At 66.8% G+C, this 19,648-nt stretch carries 14 protein-coding genes, 1 tRNA gene and 1 pseudogene; 8 read left to right on the forward strand and 8 right to left on the reverse strand.

The genetic code is table 11. The annotated features are described in order from the left end of the window. The first annotated feature begins 1 nt into the window (after position 1). The 4 genes from ABE438_RS01940 to ABE438_RS01955 all read left to right on the forward strand — a co-directional run bounded on the left by ABE438_RS01940 (position 2) and on the right by ABE438_RS01955 (position 8,098). A complete protein-coding gene (locus tag ABE438_RS01940; protein WP_346500661.1) occupies positions 2-1,243 on the forward strand; it encodes an MFS transporter in 1,242 nt (413 codons plus the stop codon). Positions 1,244-1,303: 60 nt separating this feature from the next. Further along, complete coding sequence (locus ABE438_RS01945) at positions 1,304-2,314, forward strand: helix-turn-helix domain-containing protein (RefSeq protein WP_346500663.1); 1,011 nt, start codon at positions 1,304-1,306, stop codon at positions 2,312-2,314. A gap of 151 nt (positions 2,315-2,465) precedes the next feature. Next, positions 2,466-4,622: a TonB-dependent receptor gene (locus ABE438_RS01950; protein ID WP_346500665.1), complete on the forward strand. Its 2,157-nt coding sequence runs from the start codon at positions 2,466-2,468 to the stop codon at positions 4,620-4,622. 8 nt (positions 4,623-4,630) lie between these two features. After that, positions 4,631-8,098, forward strand: a complete 3,468-nt coding sequence (locus ABE438_RS01955) for an ABC transporter ATP-binding protein (RefSeq protein ID WP_346500667.1) — start codon at positions 4,631-4,633, stop codon at positions 8,096-8,098. Positions 8,099-8,213: 115 nt separating this feature from the next. Here ABE438_RS01955 and ABE438_RS01960 read toward each other — a convergent pair whose 3' ends face one another. Beyond that, positions 8,214-8,771: an AAA family ATPase gene (locus tag ABE438_RS01960; RefSeq protein WP_346500669.1), complete on the reverse strand. Its 558-nt coding sequence runs from the start codon at positions 8,769-8,771 to the stop codon at positions 8,214-8,216. 143 nt (positions 8,772-8,914) lie between these two features. Here ABE438_RS01960 and ABE438_RS01965 point away from each other — a divergent pair, with 143 nt between their 5' ends. The 3 genes and pseudogenes from ABE438_RS01965 to ABE438_RS20350 form a co-directional block, all read left to right on the forward strand. Further along, a complete protein-coding gene (locus ABE438_RS01965; RefSeq protein ID WP_346500671.1) occupies positions 8,915-9,937 on the forward strand; it encodes a hypothetical protein in 1,023 nt (340 codons plus the stop codon). A gap of 89 nt (positions 9,938-10,026) precedes the next feature. Beyond that, positions 10,027-10,242: a hypothetical protein gene (locus tag ABE438_RS01970; RefSeq protein WP_346500673.1), complete on the forward strand. Its 216-nt coding sequence runs from the start codon at positions 10,027-10,029 to the stop codon at positions 10,240-10,242. A gap of 71 nt (positions 10,243-10,313) precedes the next feature. Continuing rightward, positions 10,314-11,432 (forward strand): annotated as a pseudogene (locus ABE438_RS20350) (recombinase family protein); the annotation flags it as partial. Between the two features lie 513 nt (positions 11,433-11,945). On the opposite strand, the gene ABE438_RS01980 reads toward ABE438_RS20350, so the two are convergent. From ABE438_RS01980 to ABE438_RS02010, 7 genes are all read right to left on the reverse strand, one after another. Beyond that, positions 11,946-12,021 (reverse strand) — tRNA-Ile (locus ABE438_RS01980). Between the two features lie 186 nt (positions 12,022-12,207). Continuing rightward, entirely contained in the window at positions 12,208-14,601 is a 2,394-nt protein-coding gene (locus tag ABE438_RS01985) for a methyl-accepting chemotaxis protein (protein ID WP_346500676.1), read from the reverse strand. 352 nt (positions 14,602-14,953) lie between these two features. Next, a complete protein-coding gene (locus ABE438_RS01990; RefSeq protein WP_346500678.1) occupies positions 14,954-15,367 on the reverse strand; it encodes an acyl-CoA thioesterase in 414 nt (137 codons plus the stop codon). Then, positions 15,360-15,731 (reverse strand): hypothetical protein, encoded by a 372-nt coding sequence (locus tag ABE438_RS01995; RefSeq protein ID WP_346500680.1) that lies wholly within the window; start codon positions 15,729-15,731, stop codon positions 15,360-15,362. The genes ABE438_RS01990 and ABE438_RS01995 overlap by 8 nt, the downstream gene beginning before the upstream one ends. Before the next feature lie 144 nt (positions 15,732-15,875). Beyond that, complete coding sequence (locus tag ABE438_RS02000) at positions 15,876-17,102, reverse strand: MFS transporter (RefSeq protein ID WP_346500681.1); 1,227 nt, start codon at positions 17,100-17,102, stop codon at positions 15,876-15,878. 130 nt (positions 17,103-17,232) lie between these two features. After that, on the reverse strand, positions 17,233-18,438 hold the full coding sequence (locus ABE438_RS02005) for a putative bifunctional diguanylate cyclase/phosphodiesterase (RefSeq protein WP_346500683.1): 1,206 nt from the start codon (positions 18,436-18,438) through the stop codon (positions 17,233-17,235). A gap of 330 nt (positions 18,439-18,768) precedes the next feature. Then, on the reverse strand, positions 18,769-19,056 hold the full coding sequence (locus ABE438_RS02010) for an HlyU family transcriptional regulator (RefSeq protein ID WP_346500685.1): 288 nt from the start codon (positions 19,054-19,056) through the stop codon (positions 18,769-18,771). Between the two features lie 338 nt (positions 19,057-19,394). Here ABE438_RS02010 and ABE438_RS02015 point away from each other — a divergent pair, with 338 nt between their 5' ends. Further along, positions 19,395-19,640, forward strand: a complete 246-nt coding sequence (locus ABE438_RS02015) for a DUF2798 domain-containing protein (protein ID WP_346500687.1) — start codon at positions 19,395-19,397, stop codon at positions 19,638-19,640. The last annotated feature ends 8 nt before the right edge of the window (positions 19,641-19,648 follow it).

Consider the following 19,648-nt stretch of genomic DNA (forward strand, 5'->3'; position numbering starts at 1 on the left):
TATGCTGCGGCATCTGTTTACGGTCGGCCTGCTCAACCTCGTCCAGGGGATGCCGGCCTATTTCTTCACCGTGGCGATGCCGGCCCTGATGCGCGATGGCGGCGCCTCGCTCGCCACTGTCGGCCTTGCCTATGTAATCTGGCTACCCTGGGCTCTTAAATGGCTATGGGCACCGTATTTCGACGCCGCCGCCGCTCCGCCGTTCCGTTCCCGTATTGCCTGGCTGCGCACCCTGCCGATCGCCATGGCCGCGGTCTTCCTCGCGGTCGCCGCTTTCCCGCCAGGCAGCCCGCACTGGCCGTTGATCGTGATTTCACTCGTCAGCGCCGCTGTCGGCGCGACCTTGCAGGTCGTGCTCGCCGCCTGGCTGATCGAGGCGCTCGACGAGAAGCAGCGTGCGCTCGCCAATGCCGGGCAGGTCGCCGGCATCACGCTCGGCGGCATCATCGGCGGCGGGCTGATCCTCACGCTCGGCGCTCATCTGCCATGGGCCGTGGCGATCGTCGTCGTCTCGCTTCTGATCGCTGCGCTCTCGCTTCCTGCCTGGCTGGAGCCGGTCCCGCGCATTTCGCAGGAGCGCCCCGTCGCCGCGGGGCGCCGCCTCGGCATGCGCGCCTTGCTGGCGAGCTGGAGCGGCCTGTTCCGGCGACCTGGCTTTGCGCGTCTCGGACTGCTGATCTTGCTCGCCGGTGGTGCGGCCGGCGCAGACGCGCTGCTTCCCGCGATCATGATCGATCGTGGCTTCAGCGCCGCCGAGGTCGGCTGGATCATCGGCACGCTCGGCATGGCCTGCATCCTGCCGGCGAGCGCCGCCACCGGCTGGCTGGTCCGCCGCTTTGGAAGCCTGGCGGTCCTGGCTGGCCTCTATATGGCGAAGGCGGCGGCCATGGCGGCGCTCGCGATGTCGCTCGCCTTGCCCGCCGCGGTCGTCGCCGGGCTGGTGGTCGTCGATTGCGCGATCTCGGGAGCGTTGATGGTGGCGATGTACCAGCTCTATATGGGTTACGCCGCGCCGGAGCGGGCCGCCACGGATTACGGGCTGCTGACCTCGCTGGAGGCGGCGCTGCGTCTCGCCGGCGGCCTCCTGTCCGGGCAAGGCGGCGACATGCTGGGCTACGGCGCGATCTTCTCGGCCTCGGCGTTGTTCGCTCTTGCGGCAGCCGGCAGCGCTCTTCTATGGGCTCCGAGCCCGTCAGCTCAGCCGAAGAGCACCGCAGGTCCTACCGGATTCGAAGCCAGTTGAGAATCCATATAAACATCGGATTTTATTGACTTTTATGTTCCTTCGCGTTCAATCCCGGGCATGGATGGAACGCTTCCGGCCGCACGCCCGCTGGCGATCGCCAATCTGGAGGAAGCCGCCGAGCGGCTGCGCGCCCGGATCGCGATCACCGGCCCCTTCACGCAGCGGATGAACACCCCGGCAGCGCTCGGCAAGGTGCTGACCCGCGAGGTCCAGCCAGGGCTGTTCGCGGGCGGCTATGACGTCGAATATCTCGTCGACATGCGCCTGGAAGAGGTGATCGAGCCTTCGCTGTCCTGCAGTCTGGCGCTGACGGGCGCGCCGCTGTCGATGGAATGCGACGGCCACGGCACGATTCTCTACGAGGCGGGTTGTCCCGTACTGATCGCTCTCGACGCGCCCGGCCGCTTTGTCGGCCATTGCCAGCGCGGCCGGCACTGCGCCGCGGCCGGCCTCGTCATCAAATCAGAGTTTTTTGAGCGCTTTCGGGACCGCGAAGGCGGCCATGGCCTCGCACCACTGCAGGACATGCTGGCGAATGGGGGCGGCGTGCGCCGCCTGCCGCCTTCACGCCGGCTTGCCGAACTCGCCCATCAGAGTCTCTCGGACATCTATTCCGGCTCGCTCGGCGAACTTTTCCTGGAAGGCTGCACCCTTTCCTTCGCCGCCGAGCTCTGCCGGATCGTCAGCGAGGATGATGCTCAGGCCGGTCGCAGCGGTCTCGGCCCGCGGGAACGCGAGCGCGCCTTTCACTTGCGCGCCACGCTCGACGAGCACATCGTCGAAACGCCGAGCCTCGATGCGCTCGCGGCGATGTTCGCCGTCAATGCGACCACGCTCGGCCGTCAGTTCCGCCAGGCTTTCGGCTCGACCATCTTCGGCTATGTCCGCAGCCGCAGGCTCGATCTCGCCCAGTTGCTGCTGCGCAGCCAGGATCTCCCGGTCTCGGCGGTGGGTTACCGGGTGGGCTTTGCCAGTCCGGCTGCCTTCGCGGCCGCCTATCGCCGCCGCTTCGGCTATGCGCCCAGCCTGGAGGCCGGACGCAGCCGGGGCGAGACGATCGCGCGATAGTCAAACTTGCTCGCGCGACAGCCGTACGCGTGGCCGCCCGCCGCCGCGCCGGCGATAACCCGCAGCGGGTGAGGAGCTTTCCACGCCCGCGCGGCAGGGAAGCAACGGATGCTCTCCCACGTTGGCTCAAATTTCGGGAGCGCGTCATCGGATGCGGATCGGCTTGTCATTTTCGCTGTTCGGCGCAGCGCTCCTCTCCGTCCTGCCGCACCGCGCTGACGCCGACCCCGCGCCGGCTGGCAATGACGCAACGATCACCCTCGACACGATCACTATCACGGCTCGCAAGCGCAGCGAGGACGCCTTCGACGTACCGGGCGGGGTGACCGTCGTGCAGGGTGGCGCACTCGCTTCCAGCAGCGTCGATCCCGGTGCTGAGATCGCCCGGCAGGTGCCGAATTTCAACTTTGTCGACTTCGCCCAGCCCGGCCAGAATTTCACGACCATGCGCGGCATCGGGCCACTCGGCGCGCCGCTCAACTCGCTCGACAACACGGTCGGCTTCGCCGTGGATGGCGTGCCGACCACGATGTTCGGCTTCTCGCCGACACTGCTCGATGTCGAGCGCGTCGAGGTGCTGCGCGGGCCGCAAGGTACGCTGTTCGGCCGCAATGCGCTCGGCGGAATGGTCAATGTGGTCACCGCGCCGGCCGACGGGAAGCGCATCTTCAGGGCGACGGGTGAGATCGGCAGCAATGGCCATGCACTGGGCGAAGTCATCGCCGGAGGCTGGCTCCTGCCGGACCAGCTGGCCGGGCGCGCCGCGCTGCGCATCCAGCGGTATGGCGGCGACATCCCGAATCTGGTGATCGGCGGCAAACAGGGCGAGGCGGACGTCGCCGCCGGACGCGCCACGCTGCGGTGGACGCCGTCCGGCGATGTCGACGTCACCTTCACTGGCGGTTACGAACGCGACGAGCGCAATAACCTCCTCGCCGTGCTCGATCCGCTCCGTGGCCGCCCGTTCAGCGGCGTCGATTCGCCGGTGCCGGCCGCCCGGCGGACCGCCCATGGCGCATTGACCATCAGCAGGCGATTCGACGCCTTATCCTTCACCTCCGTCACGGGCTACCAGGATATCCGGATCAAGGCCCGCACCGACGATACCGACGCTTTCGTCTTCGCTCGGGTGACGGGGCTGCCGCCAACCTCGTTCAACGATCCCAGTGTCGACTGGAGCCGGGCCGTGGAGCGCGAGCGGGTCTTCTCGCAGGAGTTCCGGCTGAATTCGGCCGAAGGGAGCCGCGTCACCTGGGTCGCGGGCCTGCACTATTTCCGCTCGGAATACGGCCAGAACCGTATCCAGGACAGCACGACCTCGCCGATCAGCCATGGCTCCAACCGGGTCGAGATCCTCTCGGAAACCTTCGCGGGGTTCGCCGACGTCTCGTTGCCGCTGACCGAGCGGCTGACGCTTTCCGGCGGCGCGCGCTATGCCTTCGACCGGGCACGGCTCAATGCGAACTGGAGATCCTCGGGTTTCCCGGGAACGGTGCCGGTCTTCGACCAGCGCGGACGTTACTCGGACCCCTACCTCACGGGCCGCATGGCGCTGAGCTACAAGTGGAGCGATACGCTCAACAGCTACGTTTCGGTCGCACGCGGTTATGCCTCCGGTGGCTTCGAACGGTATACTGTCAACGCGCCCTACGGCCTGCCATCCGAACCGTTCCGCTCGGCGAAGGGGTGGAGCTACGAGATCGGTGCCAAGTCGCGCCTCTTCGGCGGGCGCATCGATCTCGCGGCCGCAGCCTTCTACAACGACATCAAGGATGGCCAGATGATGGATTTCGATCCGTCGACCTTCGCCATCTTCTACGCGAACCAGGATTTCCGTAGCTATGGGCTGGAGATCGAGGGCCGGGCGCGGATCGGCGACCGCCTGGAGATCGGCGGCGGACTCGGCCTCACCCGCTCCGAAATGCGCGGCGTGTCGCCCACGACGCTGACCGGAGCGCGCAACGGCAACCCGGTTCCCCTTGTGCCGCGCGTCACCGCGAATGCGAGCATCCAGTACACTCTTCCGGGTTTAGAGATAGGCATGCCAGGCAGGTTCGTGGCCAAGGCCGATTACCAGTTCGTCGGCTCGCGCGCGGCAGACGTCGCGCGGCGCTTTGATCTGCGCCCTTATCACATCGTCAACACTCAGCTGTCCTGGGAAAACGAGACCCTCAAGGTCTATGCCTTCGGCCGCAACCTGCTCGATCAGCGCCCCGAATACTTCGGCGCTCTCTACGGCGCCGATGCGCGCGGGCTGATCATCGGTCGCGGCCGTTATTTCGGCGCGGGCGTCAGCGCTACCTTCTGAGATTCTCGATGCAAGCCTACCTTCGTCCTTATCGCTTGCGCCTCGCGCTGTCGGCCGCTCTCGCAATCGCCGGGGCGGCCTTCGGCCTGGTTCCGTTCTACGCCGTTTACGCGGTCACGCTCGCCCTCATGCCCGGCGGCACCTTCGACCCGGACACGCTCTGGCTTTGGACTGGCATCGCCTTCGCCGCGATCCTGGGCAAGACGCTGGCGCAGAGCCTCGCCGCCCATCTCTCGCATCTCGCCGCCTATGATCTGCTGCTCGATCTGCGCATGGCGCTGGTGGCCAAGCTGGATCGTGTCCCGCTCGGCTTCTTCGCCGGCCGCTCCACCGGCGAACTGCACCGGGTCATCGTCGACGACGTCCAGGAGATCGAGGACGCGATCGCCCATGCCGTTCCCGACACCGCCGCCGCCTTCGCCGTCCCGCTGCTTTCTGCAGGATTGCTGGCCAGCATCGACTGGCGCCTGGCGCTGGCGGCGATGGCGATGTTCCCTGTGCTGCTGGCCCTGTTTCCTCTGACACTGGTGGCGACGAAGCCCCACCGCCACGCCTTCTTCGGAGCCATGGCGCGGCTGAAGGGGCTGACCATCCAGTATGTACAGGGGATGAAGGTCATCCGCGCCTTCCTCGGCGCGGAACACGTCCACGCCGAGCTTGAGCGCGCCATCGACGACATGGCGACCGTCGGCCTGCGCTATGCCGGGGCATCGCTCACGCCGATGGCGTTGCTGACAGCGGGGCTGCGCGCCAATGTCCTGGTCCTGCTGCCCGTCGCCGGGCTGCTGAACCTGTCCGGGCAGGCCGATGCCGGCACCGTCGTGCTCTTCCTGCTACTGGGCATGGGGATCAACGTCCCAGTCTTCCGGATCATCATGGTGGCCGGCACCATCTTCTGGCGCATGCAGACCGCCGGGCGGGCGATACTCGCCGTGCTCGATGCTCCGGAACTGCCGGAGGCGACGGCGCTGCGTTTGCCCGAGCGCTTCGATCTCGCCTTTCGCGACGTGCGCTTCGCTTATGACGGCAAGACCGTGCTCGACGGCGTCAGCTTCACGGCGGCGCAAGGCAGCCTGACCGCAATCGTCGGTGCCTCCGGAGCCGGCAAAAGCACGATCGCCCGGCTTGCTGCTCGCTTCTGGGACCCTGATGGGGGCGGGATCGAGATCGGCGGCGTCGATCTGCGCGACCTTCAGGCAGATGTCCGGGTGCGGACGGTCGGATTCCTGCTGCAGGATGCCTGGCTGTTCAATGACACAATCCGCGCGAACATCCACGCCGGACGCCCGGACGCCAGTGACGCAGAAGTCGATGAAGCGGCGCGCCGCGCCTGCGTCAGCGAATTCGCGGTTGAGTTCCCGCTCGGCCTCGACACGCCGGTCGGCGAAGGTGGCCGGGCGCTGTCGGGTGGCCAGCGCCAGCGCGTCGCCATCGCCCGGGAAATCCTCAAAGCTGCCCCGGTCATCCTGCTCGACGAGGCAACCGCCGCCCTCGATACCGAGAACGAAGCCGCGGTGCTCAAGGCGCTGCGCGAGCTGGGGCAGGGGCGAACCGTCATCGCGATCGCTCACCGGCTCGACACGGTTCGCAACGCGGACCGCATCCTCCTCGTGGAGGATGGCCGCATCGCCGCGCAAGGAGACCATGACACGCTCCTGACCGGAAGCAACAGCTATCGCACGCTCTGGCAGCGCTACGAGGCGAACGCGGGCTGGCGTTTGCCGCCGGGCGGTGGCGGGAACGTTGCCGTGCCCCAAGACGAGCCGCCGCAACCCGCCCCCGGCCCGGCCGGCTGCGCCTCGGCGGGCATCCCGCTCGCTGGCGGGGCGGGTCTGCGGCTGCTCTGGCAGCTTGCCGGTCCGGCAGGCCAAGCGCTGCTGCGCCGCGCCGTGCCGCTGCTCGCCTTGGAGAGCCTGCTTTTCGGCGCTCCCGTCATCGCCACCTTTCTGGCCTTGTCGGACATTTTCGCCGGCATGCTGACGCGTGAGCGCATCGTCGCCTACACCCTCGCCCTCCTCATCTGCTTCATCTTGCAGGCGCTGGCGGCCGTCTTCTCTCAACGCATCCTCTGGCGTGTCCAGACCTCCGCCGTTGCCGATCTTCAGCGCCGCCTCGTCCGGCACCTGCGCGCGGTTCCGCTCGGCCTGCTGCTCGCTCGCGACACCGGCGAAGCGGAGGCTGCGGTCACCCGGCATGCCGCGGAGCTCAACTTCGTCATGCCGCCGGGCCAGGCCATGCGCATCTTCGTCGCGCCGTTGCTGAGCCTGGCGGTGATGTTGCTGCTAGACTGGCGCCTCGCGCTGGCAGCGGTCGCGACACTGCCGCTCTTCGCCGTGCTCGTCTCCTGGATGGATCGTGCGCATCGGACGGTATGGGAACGGCTCGTAGCGGCGCGAGAGCGGCTCGGCGGCCGCGTCATCGACTATCTTCAAGGCATTGGCACCTTGCGTGCGCTCGGCCTGGGCGCAGGCCGGTTCACGGCATTGCAGCAGGCTCTGGAGGAACACCACAAGACCACCCGTGACACGATCGTCCGGCTCACTCCTTCGATCGTGATGAGCTGGTCGGCGCTTGATGTCGGATTCTGCGTCATCCTGCTGACGGGAGGGCTCCTTACGCAGAGCGGCACGCTCGCGCCTGCGATCCTGCTGCTGTTCCTCGTCGTCGGTCTCGTTTTCTATGCGCCGATTGCGGATGCCTTCGAATTCCTCGCCTTTCGCCGCCTGCATGCGCAGCGCATGCAGCGTATCGCAACCCTGCTCGATCTGCCTGTTCAGCACGAGCCGGCGACACCGCTCCGGCCCGCTTCGCTCGACCTCCGCTTCGAGGGCGTTTCCTTCGCCTATGGCGACCGGCCGGCGCTCAAGGAGGTCGATCTCGACCTGCCGGCGGGACAGCTGCACGCCTTCGTGGGCGCGTCCGGCTCGGGCAAGAGCAGCGCGCTTGCGCTGATCGCTCGCTTCTTCGATCCGGATGCGGGAAGGATCAGTCTCGGCGGCGTGGATCTGCGCGAGATTTCGGAAACCCTGAGATCGAAACTATTCGCGATCGTGCTCCAGGACACCTTCCTGTTCGACGACACCGTCGCCGCGAACCTCAAGCTCGGCAGGCCGGAAGCGAGCCTGGAGGAAATGGTCGCGGCAGCGCGGGCCGCCGGCTGCCACGACTTCGTCATGGCCCTGGAGAAAGGCTACGACACTCCCATTGGCGAGGGCGGCCAGCGCCTGTCCGGCGGTGAGCGCCAGCGCCTCTCGATCGCCCGCGCCATCCTGAAGGATGCGCCGATCGTCCTGCTCGATGAAGCCACGGCGTCGATCGACCCGGACACCGAATACGATATCCGGCAAGCGATCGAGGCGGTCTGTCGCGGCAAGACCGTCATCGTGGTGAGCCACCGGCTGCAATCGGTGAAAGCCGCAGACCAGATCATCGCGTTCCGCAGCGGCCGCGCGTTGCTCCGGCCTGACTCCTGCTGACGATTTCTGACCCGCCTCGTAAACCGCCGAGGCATCAGCGCCGCCGGAACCTCACCACCGAAATCTAACCTGCCCCGATTGAGTGGTCCGGCTTCAATCTAATGCATGATCGGTTTCACGACCATGTTTGACGACGCCACGATAGATGTCGGGCTGGCGGCTTGTAGCCGAGCGAGGAGTGCGAGCGCCTGGTGTTGTACAACAAGGCTTGAGAACGCCCACGGGACCGAGCCCCCTCGGTCGTCGCGATCCACCGGTCCAGTCGCCCGAGCCCATCTGAATCCATCCCCATCGGCCCCGTCTCGAAGAACAGGTTGGCCGGCCAGGCTGGACCCGTCCCGAGCATCTGCTCCAAGCGGCCGCGAAGGCGCCGGTCGTTATCCTCGAGAGCAAGGTACAAAACCGCCCCCTTCGTGCAGCGATGAGCGCTTTCGTCGAGAACGGCGGTGCCCCTCGCCACCGACAGCGCGATATCCAGGCTCAGCCAGCTCTTGCCCACCTTCGGCGCGCCGGCCAGCACCGTCAGCCCGAGAGGAATCAGATCGTCGACGATGAATTGCAGCGGCGCGAAGTCCCGCCCCTTGAGATCATGAGCGCTGAAGGGCCCCTGCCCCGCCCCTGGCGTCATCTGCGTCATGCCTGCCGGCCTCTCCCAATTCTTCAGCAGGAGCATGCCGAGCAGCCCTGAAAATCGAGCCCGAATATTCGGTCAAATTGAAACGATCTCGCTGGAACGTAGTGGCAACGGCAGGCATCTCCGTGCTCATCCCAACGTCATGTAAAATCCAGCGCGTGATTCGTGTGTGGAGTTGCGTCATGGGCGTACTGGAATTCTGGGGAACCATCCCTCGGCTAATGCCGGATTTTCTGCGGAGAACCGGCCAGGTCGAGCATTTCGTCAAGGTCCACTTCCAACCGCCGGATCGAGCCGGGCCGGATCCTTATGCCGGCGGCGGATCGGGCAAGAGGCCGAGGACCAAGCTCGAGAACGAGCTTGACGACGTCCAGGCCTGTCTGATCGCCGATCTGGAATGCGTCGTGAAGGCGCTCGAGGCCGTCGAGGCGCGCCAGCAGGCCGACAAGAACCGCAAAGCAGCCCCACGGACTCTCGGAGATGTGCTGAATTCGGCAGCACCGGGGCCCTCCTCTATCGGCACGTTGCTGGCGAAGGGGCGCCGGTCTATCCGCCAGCGTCACGCACGATGCCATCCGGCCTATCAGGGCTATCTGGTCCCGATGAAAGCCGCACGGCTCACAGCGGTGAATGACGCCGATGGCCTGCGGGCTCTAGTTTCGTCCCATGTCACCGCCATCGACCTCGTCGGCCGAGCACGAAATGCCGCGCAGGCGACCGCAGAGGGGATGCGGGCGACATTCGTCGAGGTCAACAAGAACAAGCGACGAGCCGACGAGACCATCTCTCGCGATGTGCTGGATCGCCTGCCCCGCCTCTCGATCACGGAAATGACGGAGCTTTCCTTCGTCAGCGGCGTGAATGCGTCTCGGCTCCGGCAGTGCTATCACGGCGCGCCGAAAACGATCGATTATCATCGCGTATTCGATCTGGCCGTTTTCGCTGGGCGCCTTTCCCGCGGCGAGCCCGCTTTCCTTACCTGGGACCTGGCGCGATATCTTCTTGCCCATCAACCTGACCCGAATATCCGGTTGGGTTGGAAGGTGCAGCTCTTCCCCAACACCGTTCTCGTCCACGACGCGATCGAATGGATCTGTGCGCAAATTGATCAGGCGTACGGGCTTGCCGCTTTCACCGGCGGCCTGATCCTGTGCGATCGACCGGGAGAAAGCCGGACCTTTCGCTTGCCCCCTCTCGCACCCTGACGTCGCGAAAAGTGCCCGGTCCCAATTAGATTCATGTCGGCGGCGATGCCGAACAGCCAGCCTCCCGCTCCTCGACAGGAGCGGCGGACGTGGGCAAGCGGGGTGAAAAAGGACGGAGAAAGGAGGTCCGGACCAGAGGTTCAGGCGGCCGCCCTTCGCTGTGCCCCGCCTCCATCTCTGGGGAGGCCCTCCCCGATCGGGAGATCATCCTCGAAAAGATAGACGCCGGCTTCATCGGCACGGAGGAACTCGACGCGCTCGAGCAGAATTTCGGCGACATCGTCACGAAGGCACTCGGGCAATGACCTGACCCGAGACAGGCTTCAACACGGCGAATTCGACCTTAAATGCCCTGAAAACCCCATAGGATTCGAACATGGCCCGCCGCCGACGCCCCGCTTCCGAAGACGCTCCGAGCGGCCCCGACCGGGTCGTACTCTATATTCGCGTCTCCACCGACAAGCAGGCCGAGAACCGGCTCTCGCTCGAGGAGCAGGAGCTCCAGATGCGCGACCATTGCGAGCGTCAGGGCTGGACGGTGGTCGGGCTCTATTGCGATGCCGGGGAAAGCGCGAGTTCTCTGCAGCGCCCCGAATTCCAAAAGATGCTGGCACGCTGCCTGGACGGGACGCGCTCCATCGACGCCGTCCTGGTGCATTCGATATCGAGGGCGTTCCGCAATCTCCTGGACCAGGAGCGGACCGTGCTCGATCTCAAATCACACGGTATCGCCACTCGCTCCATGACCGAGAACATCGTCGCACGCGATGGCGGCAAACTGATGCGGCTGGCCCTAGGGTTTGCGAACGAACTCAAGTCCCATGACGCTCATGTCGGCACTATGCGGGGCATGTCCGCGACCGCCCGGCTCGGCTTTTCGAACGGAGGGACCGCCCCGTTCGGTTATCGCTCCGTCGCGGCCGAAACGATCGGCCGGACGACAAAGCGGAGGCTCGAAATCGACGCCATCGAGGCTGACATCGTCCGTCTCGTTTTTCGTCTCGCGCTCGAAGGCGACGGCTCGTCGGGCCCGATGGGGGTGCGCAATATCGTGCAGCACCTCAATGCCGCCGGATATCGCACCCGCAGGGGTGGCGAATTCTACCACAGCACCATTCACGAAATACTGCTTCGCGAATCCTATACCGGCGACCGTTCCTGGAACGTATTCGACAAGCATGGCAACCAGAATCCCGATCGCGAGATCGTCGATTACAAGGTGCCTGAGATCATCGATCGCGAAGCCTACGGCGCCGTGCAGGCCCAGCTGGGCGAGCGGCAACCGAGCCGCCGTGGTCCCCGTCTGGACAGCGCCCCGTCTCTCTTCGGCGGGCTAATCCACTGCGGATGCTGCAAGAGGGCCATGTCGCCATCCAGCGGCACTGGCCGTCATGGCAAGATCTACCATTATTACAAATGCGCCGGCTCCATTAACAAGGGGGCCGGAGCGTGCAGGAACAAGCCGGTAGGGCGAGGTTTGGCAGAAGCCCGCGTCATGAGCGAACTCGTGCAATGGCTGACCACGCCGGATCGCCTCGCCGGTATTCTGGCTGCCCTGCACGAGCGCAAGGCCTCGAAACAGCAATCGGTCATCGTGCGCATCGCTCAGCTGCAGCGGAAAGCCGCAGAGGCTGAGAAAGCGCTGCAAAACGTCTATGCCGCGATAGAAGCCGGTATCCTCGATCCGACCGAACCTTCACTCCAGAGCCGTGTGAGGAGCTTACGGGAGAAGCGGGACCTAGCCTCGGCCGCACTCGAGCGCGCCAAGGCTAGTATGGTCGAACGACCCGCTCTCGATTCTCAATTTGTGGAAACCTTCCGCCGGGCGCTCGTCGAGCGTCTCTCCGAGGGGCCGATCGAAGGACGCAAGGCCTGGCTCGGTGCCATCGTCGACGCCATTGTGGTCGAGCCTGAGAAAATCCACGTTATCGGCAAGAATGACAATTTCGAGAAGAATATACGTAGCCACGCCGCCGGGCGAGGGCCGGTTCGTAGTTCTGTTCGGAAGTGGTGGGCCGGGCCGGACTCGAACCGGCACCGGCGCTGTTATGAGCAGCGAGCTCTAACCATTGAGCTACCGGCCCGCGCCACGCCTAGCATCCGCGTGCCGCACCGGCAACGGTCGCGCTGGGCGGAATCCGAAACGGCGGACTGCAACAGGCCGGGCTGCGCAAGAGCGCAATGCGAAACGGCCTCCGCGTCAAGGCGGAGGCCGTCTGTCGTTTCAGGCGGCCGGCCCGAGCTGGGCCGGGCTGTCGGCGCGGCTGCGATCAGGCGGCGCGCCGGTCTTCCTCGGCCGTGTGGCCTTCGCGGAACTCGAAGCGGGCGATGTGCTCGGTCAGCGAACGGGTCTGGGCGTCGGTCAGAGCGAGCGCGGCATTGGTCTGCTCGACCAGCGCGGCGTTCTGATGCGCCATGGTGCCGATGCCGTCGATCTCCTTGTTGATGGTGGAGACCTCGCTGGCTTGGCCGCGGGCGGTCTCGGAGATGCCGTTCATCAGCCCCGACAGGTCGTTGACCGAGCTCAGGATGCTGACGAACACCTCCGAGGTCTGCTCGACCAGCCCGACGCCGACCTTGACGTCGCCATGGGCGGCCTCGACCAGCTTCTTGACGTCGTTGGAGGCGTCAGCCGAGCGCTTGGCGAGGCTGCGCACCTCGCTGGCGACCACCGCGAAGCCCTTGCCGGCATCGCCGGCCCGCGCCGCTTCCACCGCCGCGTTGAGCGCCAGCAGATTGGTCTGGAAGGCGATCTCGTCGATCATCGCGATGACCTCGGAGATCTTGTTCGAGGAGACGCGGATGCGCTGCATCGCCTGGAGGGCGGAGGCGACGACCTCCTCACCCTGCTGGGCGCGGTTTTCGGCGTCATGGGCCATGCCCACCGCGTTCTCGGCGTCGCTGGCGGTCTTGCGGACCGAGCCGGCGAAGGTGCCGAGCTGGTTGGTCGCCACCGAGACCGCATTGCTCTCCTCGCTGGTGCGTTCGGCCAGGTCGGTGACGCCGTCCAGGATCTCGCTGGTGGCGCTGCGGACGGCGGAAACCGTCTCGGACAGGCGTGCCAGCGTGCTCTCGAACTCGCCGGCCAGCCCGTTGGTGCCGTCCTTCAGCTCGGCGAAGGCACCGCGATAGAGGCCCTCGACCCGCGCGGTGAGGTGGCCGGCGGAGAGCTCGGACAGCACCGCGCAGGTCTCGGAGAGACCGCCCTGCACCGTCTCGAGCAGCTCGTTGACCGAGCCGGCGAGCGCGTTCAGCTCCTCGTCGGCGAAGGTGGCGGCGACGCGCTGGCGGAAATCGCCCTGCGCGGCAGCGGCGACGACCTGGCCGAAGGCGTCGCCGAGCTCGCGCATCATCTCGCGGCGCTGCTCGCGGCCCCTGGCCTCGTCCTCGATCTTGGCCTGCTCGGCGGCGCGCAGCGCCACCGCATTGTCGCGGAACAGCAGCACGCTGCGGGCGATGTCGGAGATCTCGTCATTGCCGCGCACGTCGACCACGGTGTCGAGCTTGCCGTCGGCGATCGCCTTGGTGGCGCCCCACAGCCCGTTCAGGCGGCGGACGATCATCGGGCGGACATAGAACACGGCGAGCGCCAGCGCGACCAGCAGCGAGCCGAGGCCGATCAACCCGAGCCAGAGCTTGTTCTGGGCGATGAGGTCGCGTGTCGAGACGCTGGCCGCCTGGGATTCCTCGCGGGCCGCCCGGACCAGGCTTTCGACCTCGCCGCGCAGGGCGGTCGCGGCCTCATCGACCTCCTTGAGCCCGCGCGCGATCGACTCGCGGGTGGTGATGTCGCGGCTGCGCACGTCGATCAGGCCGGTCGAGCCCTCGCCGACGGCGATCAGCTCTTCCACCGTGGCGGAACGCGTCTTGTTCGGGGTGATCTTGTCGGCGTCCTGCACCGCGGAGCGCAGCTTGTAGGCGATGCCGTTGAAGCGCTCGCGGGCGGTGGCAAGCTTCTGGCTGTCGCTGATCTGGGAGATCTCGCGCAGCAGGCCGACCAACTCGTTGACGTCCGCCTGCAGGATGCGGGCGAGATCGAAGATCGCGAAGTCGCGGTCGACCAGCGTCTTGAGCGCACCGGCGAGCGCGTCGCCGGAGAGCACGCTGAGATCGTCGAAGGTGAAGGTCACCGCGAACTTGGCCTGCTCGGCCTCGCCCTGCGCCGCCTTGGTGAAGTTCTCATAGGCCTTGTCGAGCGCGGCCATGGCGGTCGCGGCCTCGTTGGCGATGCGCAGGCGCTCGCCGGTCAGGTCGTTGATGTCGTTGATGTGGCGCGAGAGGTTGTCGATCGCCTCCTGGGCCTTCTTCTCGCCAGCATTGCCGAAGGTGCCGATGCGCCGCACCAGCTCGTACTGGCGGCCCTCGACCTTGTCGAACTCGCCGGTCAACGCCGAGCGACCCTGGACGGTGGAGACCTCCATGAAGCGCGGGGCCAGCGCCGTCGATTCTGTCGCCGCCTGCGACAGCTCCAGCGCCAGCTCGACCACCGGCATCTTGCGGGTGACCATCTCGTCGACCGTGACGCCGACGCGCTCATAGGAGAACCAGGCCACGCCGGAGGCCGCGACGGTCATCACCGCCAGCGTCCCCAGCGCCGCATAGATGCGCCCTGCAATCCCTCTGCGCGTCGCCTTCTTGGTCACGGGCGCCTTGGACTTCGACATGATCCGATACTCCTGGATCCGGGCGTCCGGCACGGCAACTGGCCGGCCGGTGCGGTCTCCCTCCCGCAACCCGACGGTTTCGACTGAAATCAGATGAACAAAATGCTGCCGGCTGCAATTCCGGTCCGAGCCGTGCCCCGGCGTCCGGCGGCCCGCCCCGAGCCCTCCGGACAGGCCGACAGTCGCGCCCCCGCGCTGCGGCCAGAGCGCCGATAACGGCGATCGGTCATACGGATTCTCCCAGCCCCGCGGATCGGCCCGGAGGCCTTTCCGGAGCCGACACTGCGGGCGCCGGGTTTAAAGAACGCTTAAGCGAACGGATTCTTCTGAATCAACCGCGAGTCCGGGCCGTTCAGCTTTGCTTAACCGGTGCGGCGCCAGCGGGATCGACCGGGCGCGGGCGCCCCTCGTCGTCGATCGCCACGAAGGTGAAGGTCGCGTCGGTGACCTTCTCGTGCACGGAGGTGCGGAAACGCTTGGCCCAGGCCTCGACCTGGATCTTCATCGAGGTGCGGCCGACCGAGACCACCTGCGTATAGACGCTGAGCACGTCGCCAACCTTGACCGGCTGGATGAAGGTCATCGCCTCGACCGCCACCGTCACGACCCGGCCGAGCGCGCGGTCGACGCCGGCGATGCCGCCGGCCTGGTCCATGCGCGACATCACCCAGCCGCCGAAGATGTCGCCATTGGCGTTGGTGTCCGCCGGCATGGCGATGGTGCGGACGGTCAGCGTCCCGCGCGGTTCATCGGCCGTCTCAGTCATCGCGGTCCCTGCCCTCCTCGACATGGATGGAGTGGAGCACACGATGCAGCAGCGGCGCCAGCACGAAACCGGTGGCGATCACCACGAACAGGCCTGAGAAAATCGCATAGCTTCCGGCGAAGAGCTTGCCCGCCTCCGTCTTCAGCTCGCCGACCGGGCCCATGCCCGAGAGGATCATCGCGGCGTTGAGATAGGCGTCGACCAGGCTCATGCCTTCGGTGCCGACATAGCCGGCCATGCCGATGCCGAGGCCGACCGCGGTCAGGCAGAGCCAGACCAGCACGGCCCGGCCCATGCGCGCCGCGAAGCGCCGCACCGGCACCACCGGCTGGCGCCGGGTCTCGAAGCGGGTGAGCCGGATCACGCGCGGTCCCCGCGCGCGAAGTCTGGGAGCATGCGATGCGTGGTGGCCATCCGAGCGGCTCCGGTCGAGACGCGCCGACGGGCGCCCCTCGCCCACTCTGGCGCGGGCGCGGCGGCCGTCAAGCCGCCGCCATCCGGACGCGGCTCAGGCGGCGACGGCCGCACGCGGGCGCGCCTTCATCATCAGCCAGCAGACGATGGCGAGGTTCAGCAGGTTCCAGGCCAGCCCGTTGAGGAAGGCGAGCCGGTAGGAGTTCGAGAGGTCGTAGATCAGCCCCGAGACATAGCCGCCGGCCGCCATGCCGAGCAGGGTCGAGGACATCACGATGCCGATACGCACCCCCGCCTCGCGCGCCGGCAGGTATTCGCGGATGATGACCGCGTACATCGGCACGATCCCGCCCTGGAACAGGCCGAAGATGCCGCTGACGATGTAGAGCGAGGTCAGCCCGTCGAAGAAGAGGTAGAGGAACAGCGCCACGCCCTGCATCAGCGCGCCCAGCGCCAGCGTCGGCGCGCCGCCGATGCGGTCGGAGATCACGCCGGACAGCACGCGGCTGATGATGCCGAGCCCGAGCATCAGCGACAGCATCTCCGCGCCGCGGGCGACGCCGTAGCCGAGATCGCCGCAATAGGCGACGATGTGGACCTGGGGCATCGACATGGCGATGCAGCAGCAGAAGCCCGCCACCGCCAGCAGGAGCTGGATCTGGCGCGGCGTCAGCCCGAGATCGCCGCGCGCCGAGGAGGCCGCCGCCTCGTCGACCGCGAGATGGCCGGCCGCGGGCTGGCGCCGGAAGAACAGCGAAAGCGGGATCAGCACCGCCGCCGTGACGATGCCGATGCCGATATGGGTGACGCGCCAGTCGTAATGCGCCAGGCCCCAGGTCACGACCTGCGGCCAGAGCATGCCGGCGAGATAGCTGCCCGAGGCGCCGAGCACCACGGCGAGACCGCGATGGCGGCGGAACCAGTGCGAGAGGTCGGCGATGATCGGGCCGAAACCCGCCCCCGCGCAGAAGCCGATCAGCAGGCCATGCGCCAGCGCGAACTGCCAGAGATTGGACGACATCCCGGCCAGGACGAAGCCGAGCCCCGCCCCGACGCCGGCGATCAGCACCGGCACCATCATGCCATAGCGGTCGGCGACGCGGCCCATCACGATGTTGCCGGCGCCGAAGCCGAGCATCACGCAGGTATAGGGCAGCGAGGCTCCGGCGCGCAGCGTCCCGAACTCGGCCTGCACCGCCGGCAGCACCACGACCACCGACCAGGTGCCGGCGCAGGCCACGGTGCCGACAACGAGCGCCATGGCGAGGCGCAGCCAGGCATAGGATGAATCGGGCGCGTAGCGCTTATCCTCGGGAACCATGTTTCCTCGCCGGGCCCGATCGCAGCAGGCCGTTCTCTTCTCAGCGAGGAATAGGAGGGCGGCCGGAGCGGCACAAGCGCTCCGCTTGCAGGCGGCCATGCCGCCCGCGAGGGGTTCAGGCGGCTGTCGCTCAGTCCGGCCGCCGGCCCATCAGATCGGCATAGCCCTCCGCCGGCTGCGGCCGGCCGAGGAAGAAGCCCTGCATGACGTTGCAGCCTTCCTCGGCGAGGAAGTCGAACTGCTCGCGCCTCTCGACGCCTTCGGCGACGACCTCGATGCCGAGCGCATGGCCGAGCGAGATCACGGCGCGCGCGATGGCTGCCGCCTCCGAGACCACGCCGAGATTGGCGACGAAGCTGCGGTCGATCTTCAGCGTGCTGAGCGGGAAGACGTGGAGATAGGACAGCGAGGAATAGCCCGTGCCGAAATCGTCGAGCGCGATCCGCACACCCAGCGCCTTGATCCGGTGCAGCACGGTCATGGCGCGGTCGAAATCGGTGATCATCACGCCTTCGGTGATCTCGAGCTCCAGCCGCTCCGGCGCCAGCCCGGTCTCGGCCAGCACGGTCTCGATCAGCCCCGGCAGGTCGCCATGGCGGAATTGCAGCGGCGAGATGTTGACCGCTACGCGCAGCGGCTTGGTCCAGCGCGCCGCCTCGGCGCAGGCCAGCCGCAGCAGATGTTCCGCGAGCGGCAGGATCAGCCCGCCCGCTTCGGCCGCGGCGATGAAGTCGGAAGGCGCGACATCGCCGCGTTCGTCATGCCGCCAGCGTGCCAGCGCCTCGAAGCCGAGCAACGCCCCCGAGGCGTCGAACAGCGGCTGGTAGTGCAGGCGAAGCTCGCCGGCGGAGAGCGCCGCCTCGAGGTCGAAGAGCAGGGAGCGCGTCTCGGCCTCGAGCGTGACACGGGCCTCGCTGCTGTCGCGCATGTCGAAGACGAGATTGACGACCCCGGTGACCGCGCCGTCCGCCCCAAAGAGTGGTGTAAGGAACGGCATGACCGGCACGACGCTGCCACCATGCTCCTCCATCAGCAGTTCGGGGCCACGCACGGCCCGGCGCTCGCGCAGGACGATCACTGTAGGGAGGTCGTCCGCGGCGATCGGCGAACCGTCCAGCCGCATCACCCGCCGGCCGATCCACCAGCGCTTCTCGCCGAGCGTGAGCTTCGTCCCGCCAAGGCGCTCGGCCACGGCGTTGAAATAAGTCAGGCGCCCCTCGCTATCGACCACGAAGACGGCCGTCTGCAGGCTGGCGAGAATGGCCTCGTGGCAGGCCGCCTCAGGCCCTACCGCCTGGGCGAGTGTCTCCGTCGCTCCGGTTCGGCCTCTTCCCACGCGACGTCCACTGGTTTCGGTCGGACCTTCGGGCGAGCCGCCGGCCTTGGCGCTGGGGGGCATGCAGAACCTGTGTCAGTGTCGGAAAGGGTGCTGGATGCGCATCTGGAAACACCAAATACGAAAAAAGATTTAAGCGTGCCAACGGCGATCAATAGGCACCCAGCAAAGTGAGAGACGCCCCTACGGCAACCCGCACGCGAACCAAACCAACTAATAAGGCGATCCGAAAAAATTTACCGACCTTTTATCTTGGCGTTATTGCGTAGAATTACTGCAGCATGACGAAACGTAATTCTGCATCCAGCTTGAGAACAAAGAAGAGTCCGCTCAACCGGCAAGAAGCTTGTCGCCCTGCTCGTCGATCAACTGGCGCCCCTTGAGCAGCGCGAAATCCGCCGCCTCCTCCTGCGCGGGAAAGCGATCGGCCCGGATGAAGGCATGGCTCTTCGTCACCCCGTCTATCTCCTTCTCGATCAGGCCGGAGAGCTGATGCTGCCCGCCCTCGAGGAACGGCGTCGCATGGATGGTGAAGCCCTTGTACGCGACGCTCTTGACCGGACCAGCCGGCACGGGCTCGGCCTTCTTGCCGCCGAACAGCGTTTTCCAGAACGACATGGGTTTCCTCCCGTCAGGCGATCGAAACGGCACAAGGCGCCTTCTGATGGTCAGCCCGGGCGCCCTGCTCCCGGCCCTGGCGCCGCCATCTGCGTCTAAAGCATCGCACCGCAAAGGGGAATCCGGCTTTCGGCGGCCACCGCGCGCGAACCGGACTCCGCAAGCGCCTCTTGCCGGAGGCGCACGGATATTCTATCGCCGTCGCGTCCGGCAAGACGGCCACGCGCCGCCGGCCCGTAAGCGTCTCACGTCAGGCAACGCGTTCACCCCGGCCACGCCGACTGCGGACGACGCAATGCCCGCCTCAGGCCCGGCCGTTCGCGAAGGCATGTCTTTCCATGACCAGAGTTTCCCGCCGTCTTCCGGCCCGCTACGGCACCGTCCTCATGCCGCTGCTGATCTCCATCATCATGACGTTTATCGTCTCGGGCATCTCGACGCTCAAGGCGCTCGGGCCGACCGTCGAGGCGCTGAGGAGTTGGCCCGCCGCCTGGGGCATTTCCTGGCTCGTCGCCTTTCCGACGCTGATGCTGGTATTGCCCGTCGTCCGGCGCATCCTCGCCCGCGTGCTCGCGCCGCACTGAGCCCGCAA

The sequence above is a fragment of the Allobosea sp. TWI1241 genome, from assembly GCF_039673065.1.
GTDB lineage: Bacteria > Pseudomonadota > Alphaproteobacteria > Rhizobiales > Beijerinckiaceae > Allobosea.

Excerpts from the sequence above, each read along its gene's own strand:
- ABE438_RS01940 (WP_346500661.1), top strand. The coding sequence starts at position 2 with ATGCTGCGGCATCTGTTTACGGTCGGCCTGCTCAACCTCGTCCAGGGG.
- ABE438_RS01945 (WP_346500663.1), top strand. The coding sequence starts at position 1,304 with ATGGATGGAACGCTTCCGGCCGCACGCCCGCTGGCGATCGCCAATCTG.
- ABE438_RS01950 (WP_346500665.1), top strand. The coding sequence starts at position 2,466 with ATGCGGATCGGCTTGTCATTTTCGCTGTTCGGCGCAGCGCTCCTCTCC.
- ABE438_RS01955 (WP_346500667.1), top strand. The coding sequence starts at position 4,631 with ATGCAAGCCTACCTTCGTCCTTATCGCTTGCGCCTCGCGCTGTCGGCC.
- ABE438_RS01960 (WP_346500669.1), bottom strand. The coding sequence starts at position 8,771 with ATGCTCCTGCTGAAGAATTGGGAGAGGCCGGCAGGCATGACGCAGATG.
- ABE438_RS01965 (WP_346500671.1), top strand. The coding sequence starts at position 8,915 with ATGGGCGTACTGGAATTCTGGGGAACCATCCCTCGGCTAATGCCGGAT.
- ABE438_RS01985 (WP_346500676.1), bottom strand. The coding sequence starts at position 14,601 with ATGTCGAAGTCCAAGGCGCCCGTGACCAAGAAGGCGACGCGCAGAGGG.
- ABE438_RS01990 (WP_346500678.1), bottom strand. The coding sequence starts at position 15,367 with ATGACTGAGACGGCCGATGAACCGCGCGGGACGCTGACCGTCCGCACC.
- ABE438_RS02000 (WP_346500681.1), bottom strand. The coding sequence starts at position 17,102 with ATGGTTCCCGAGGATAAGCGCTACGCGCCCGATTCATCCTATGCCTGG.
- ABE438_RS02010 (WP_346500685.1), bottom strand. The coding sequence starts at position 19,056 with ATGTCGTTCTGGAAAACGCTGTTCGGCGGCAAGAAGGCCGAGCCCGTG.
- ABE438_RS02015 (WP_346500687.1), top strand. The coding sequence starts at position 19,395 with ATGACCAGAGTTTCCCGCCGTCTTCCGGCCCGCTACGGCACCGTCCTC.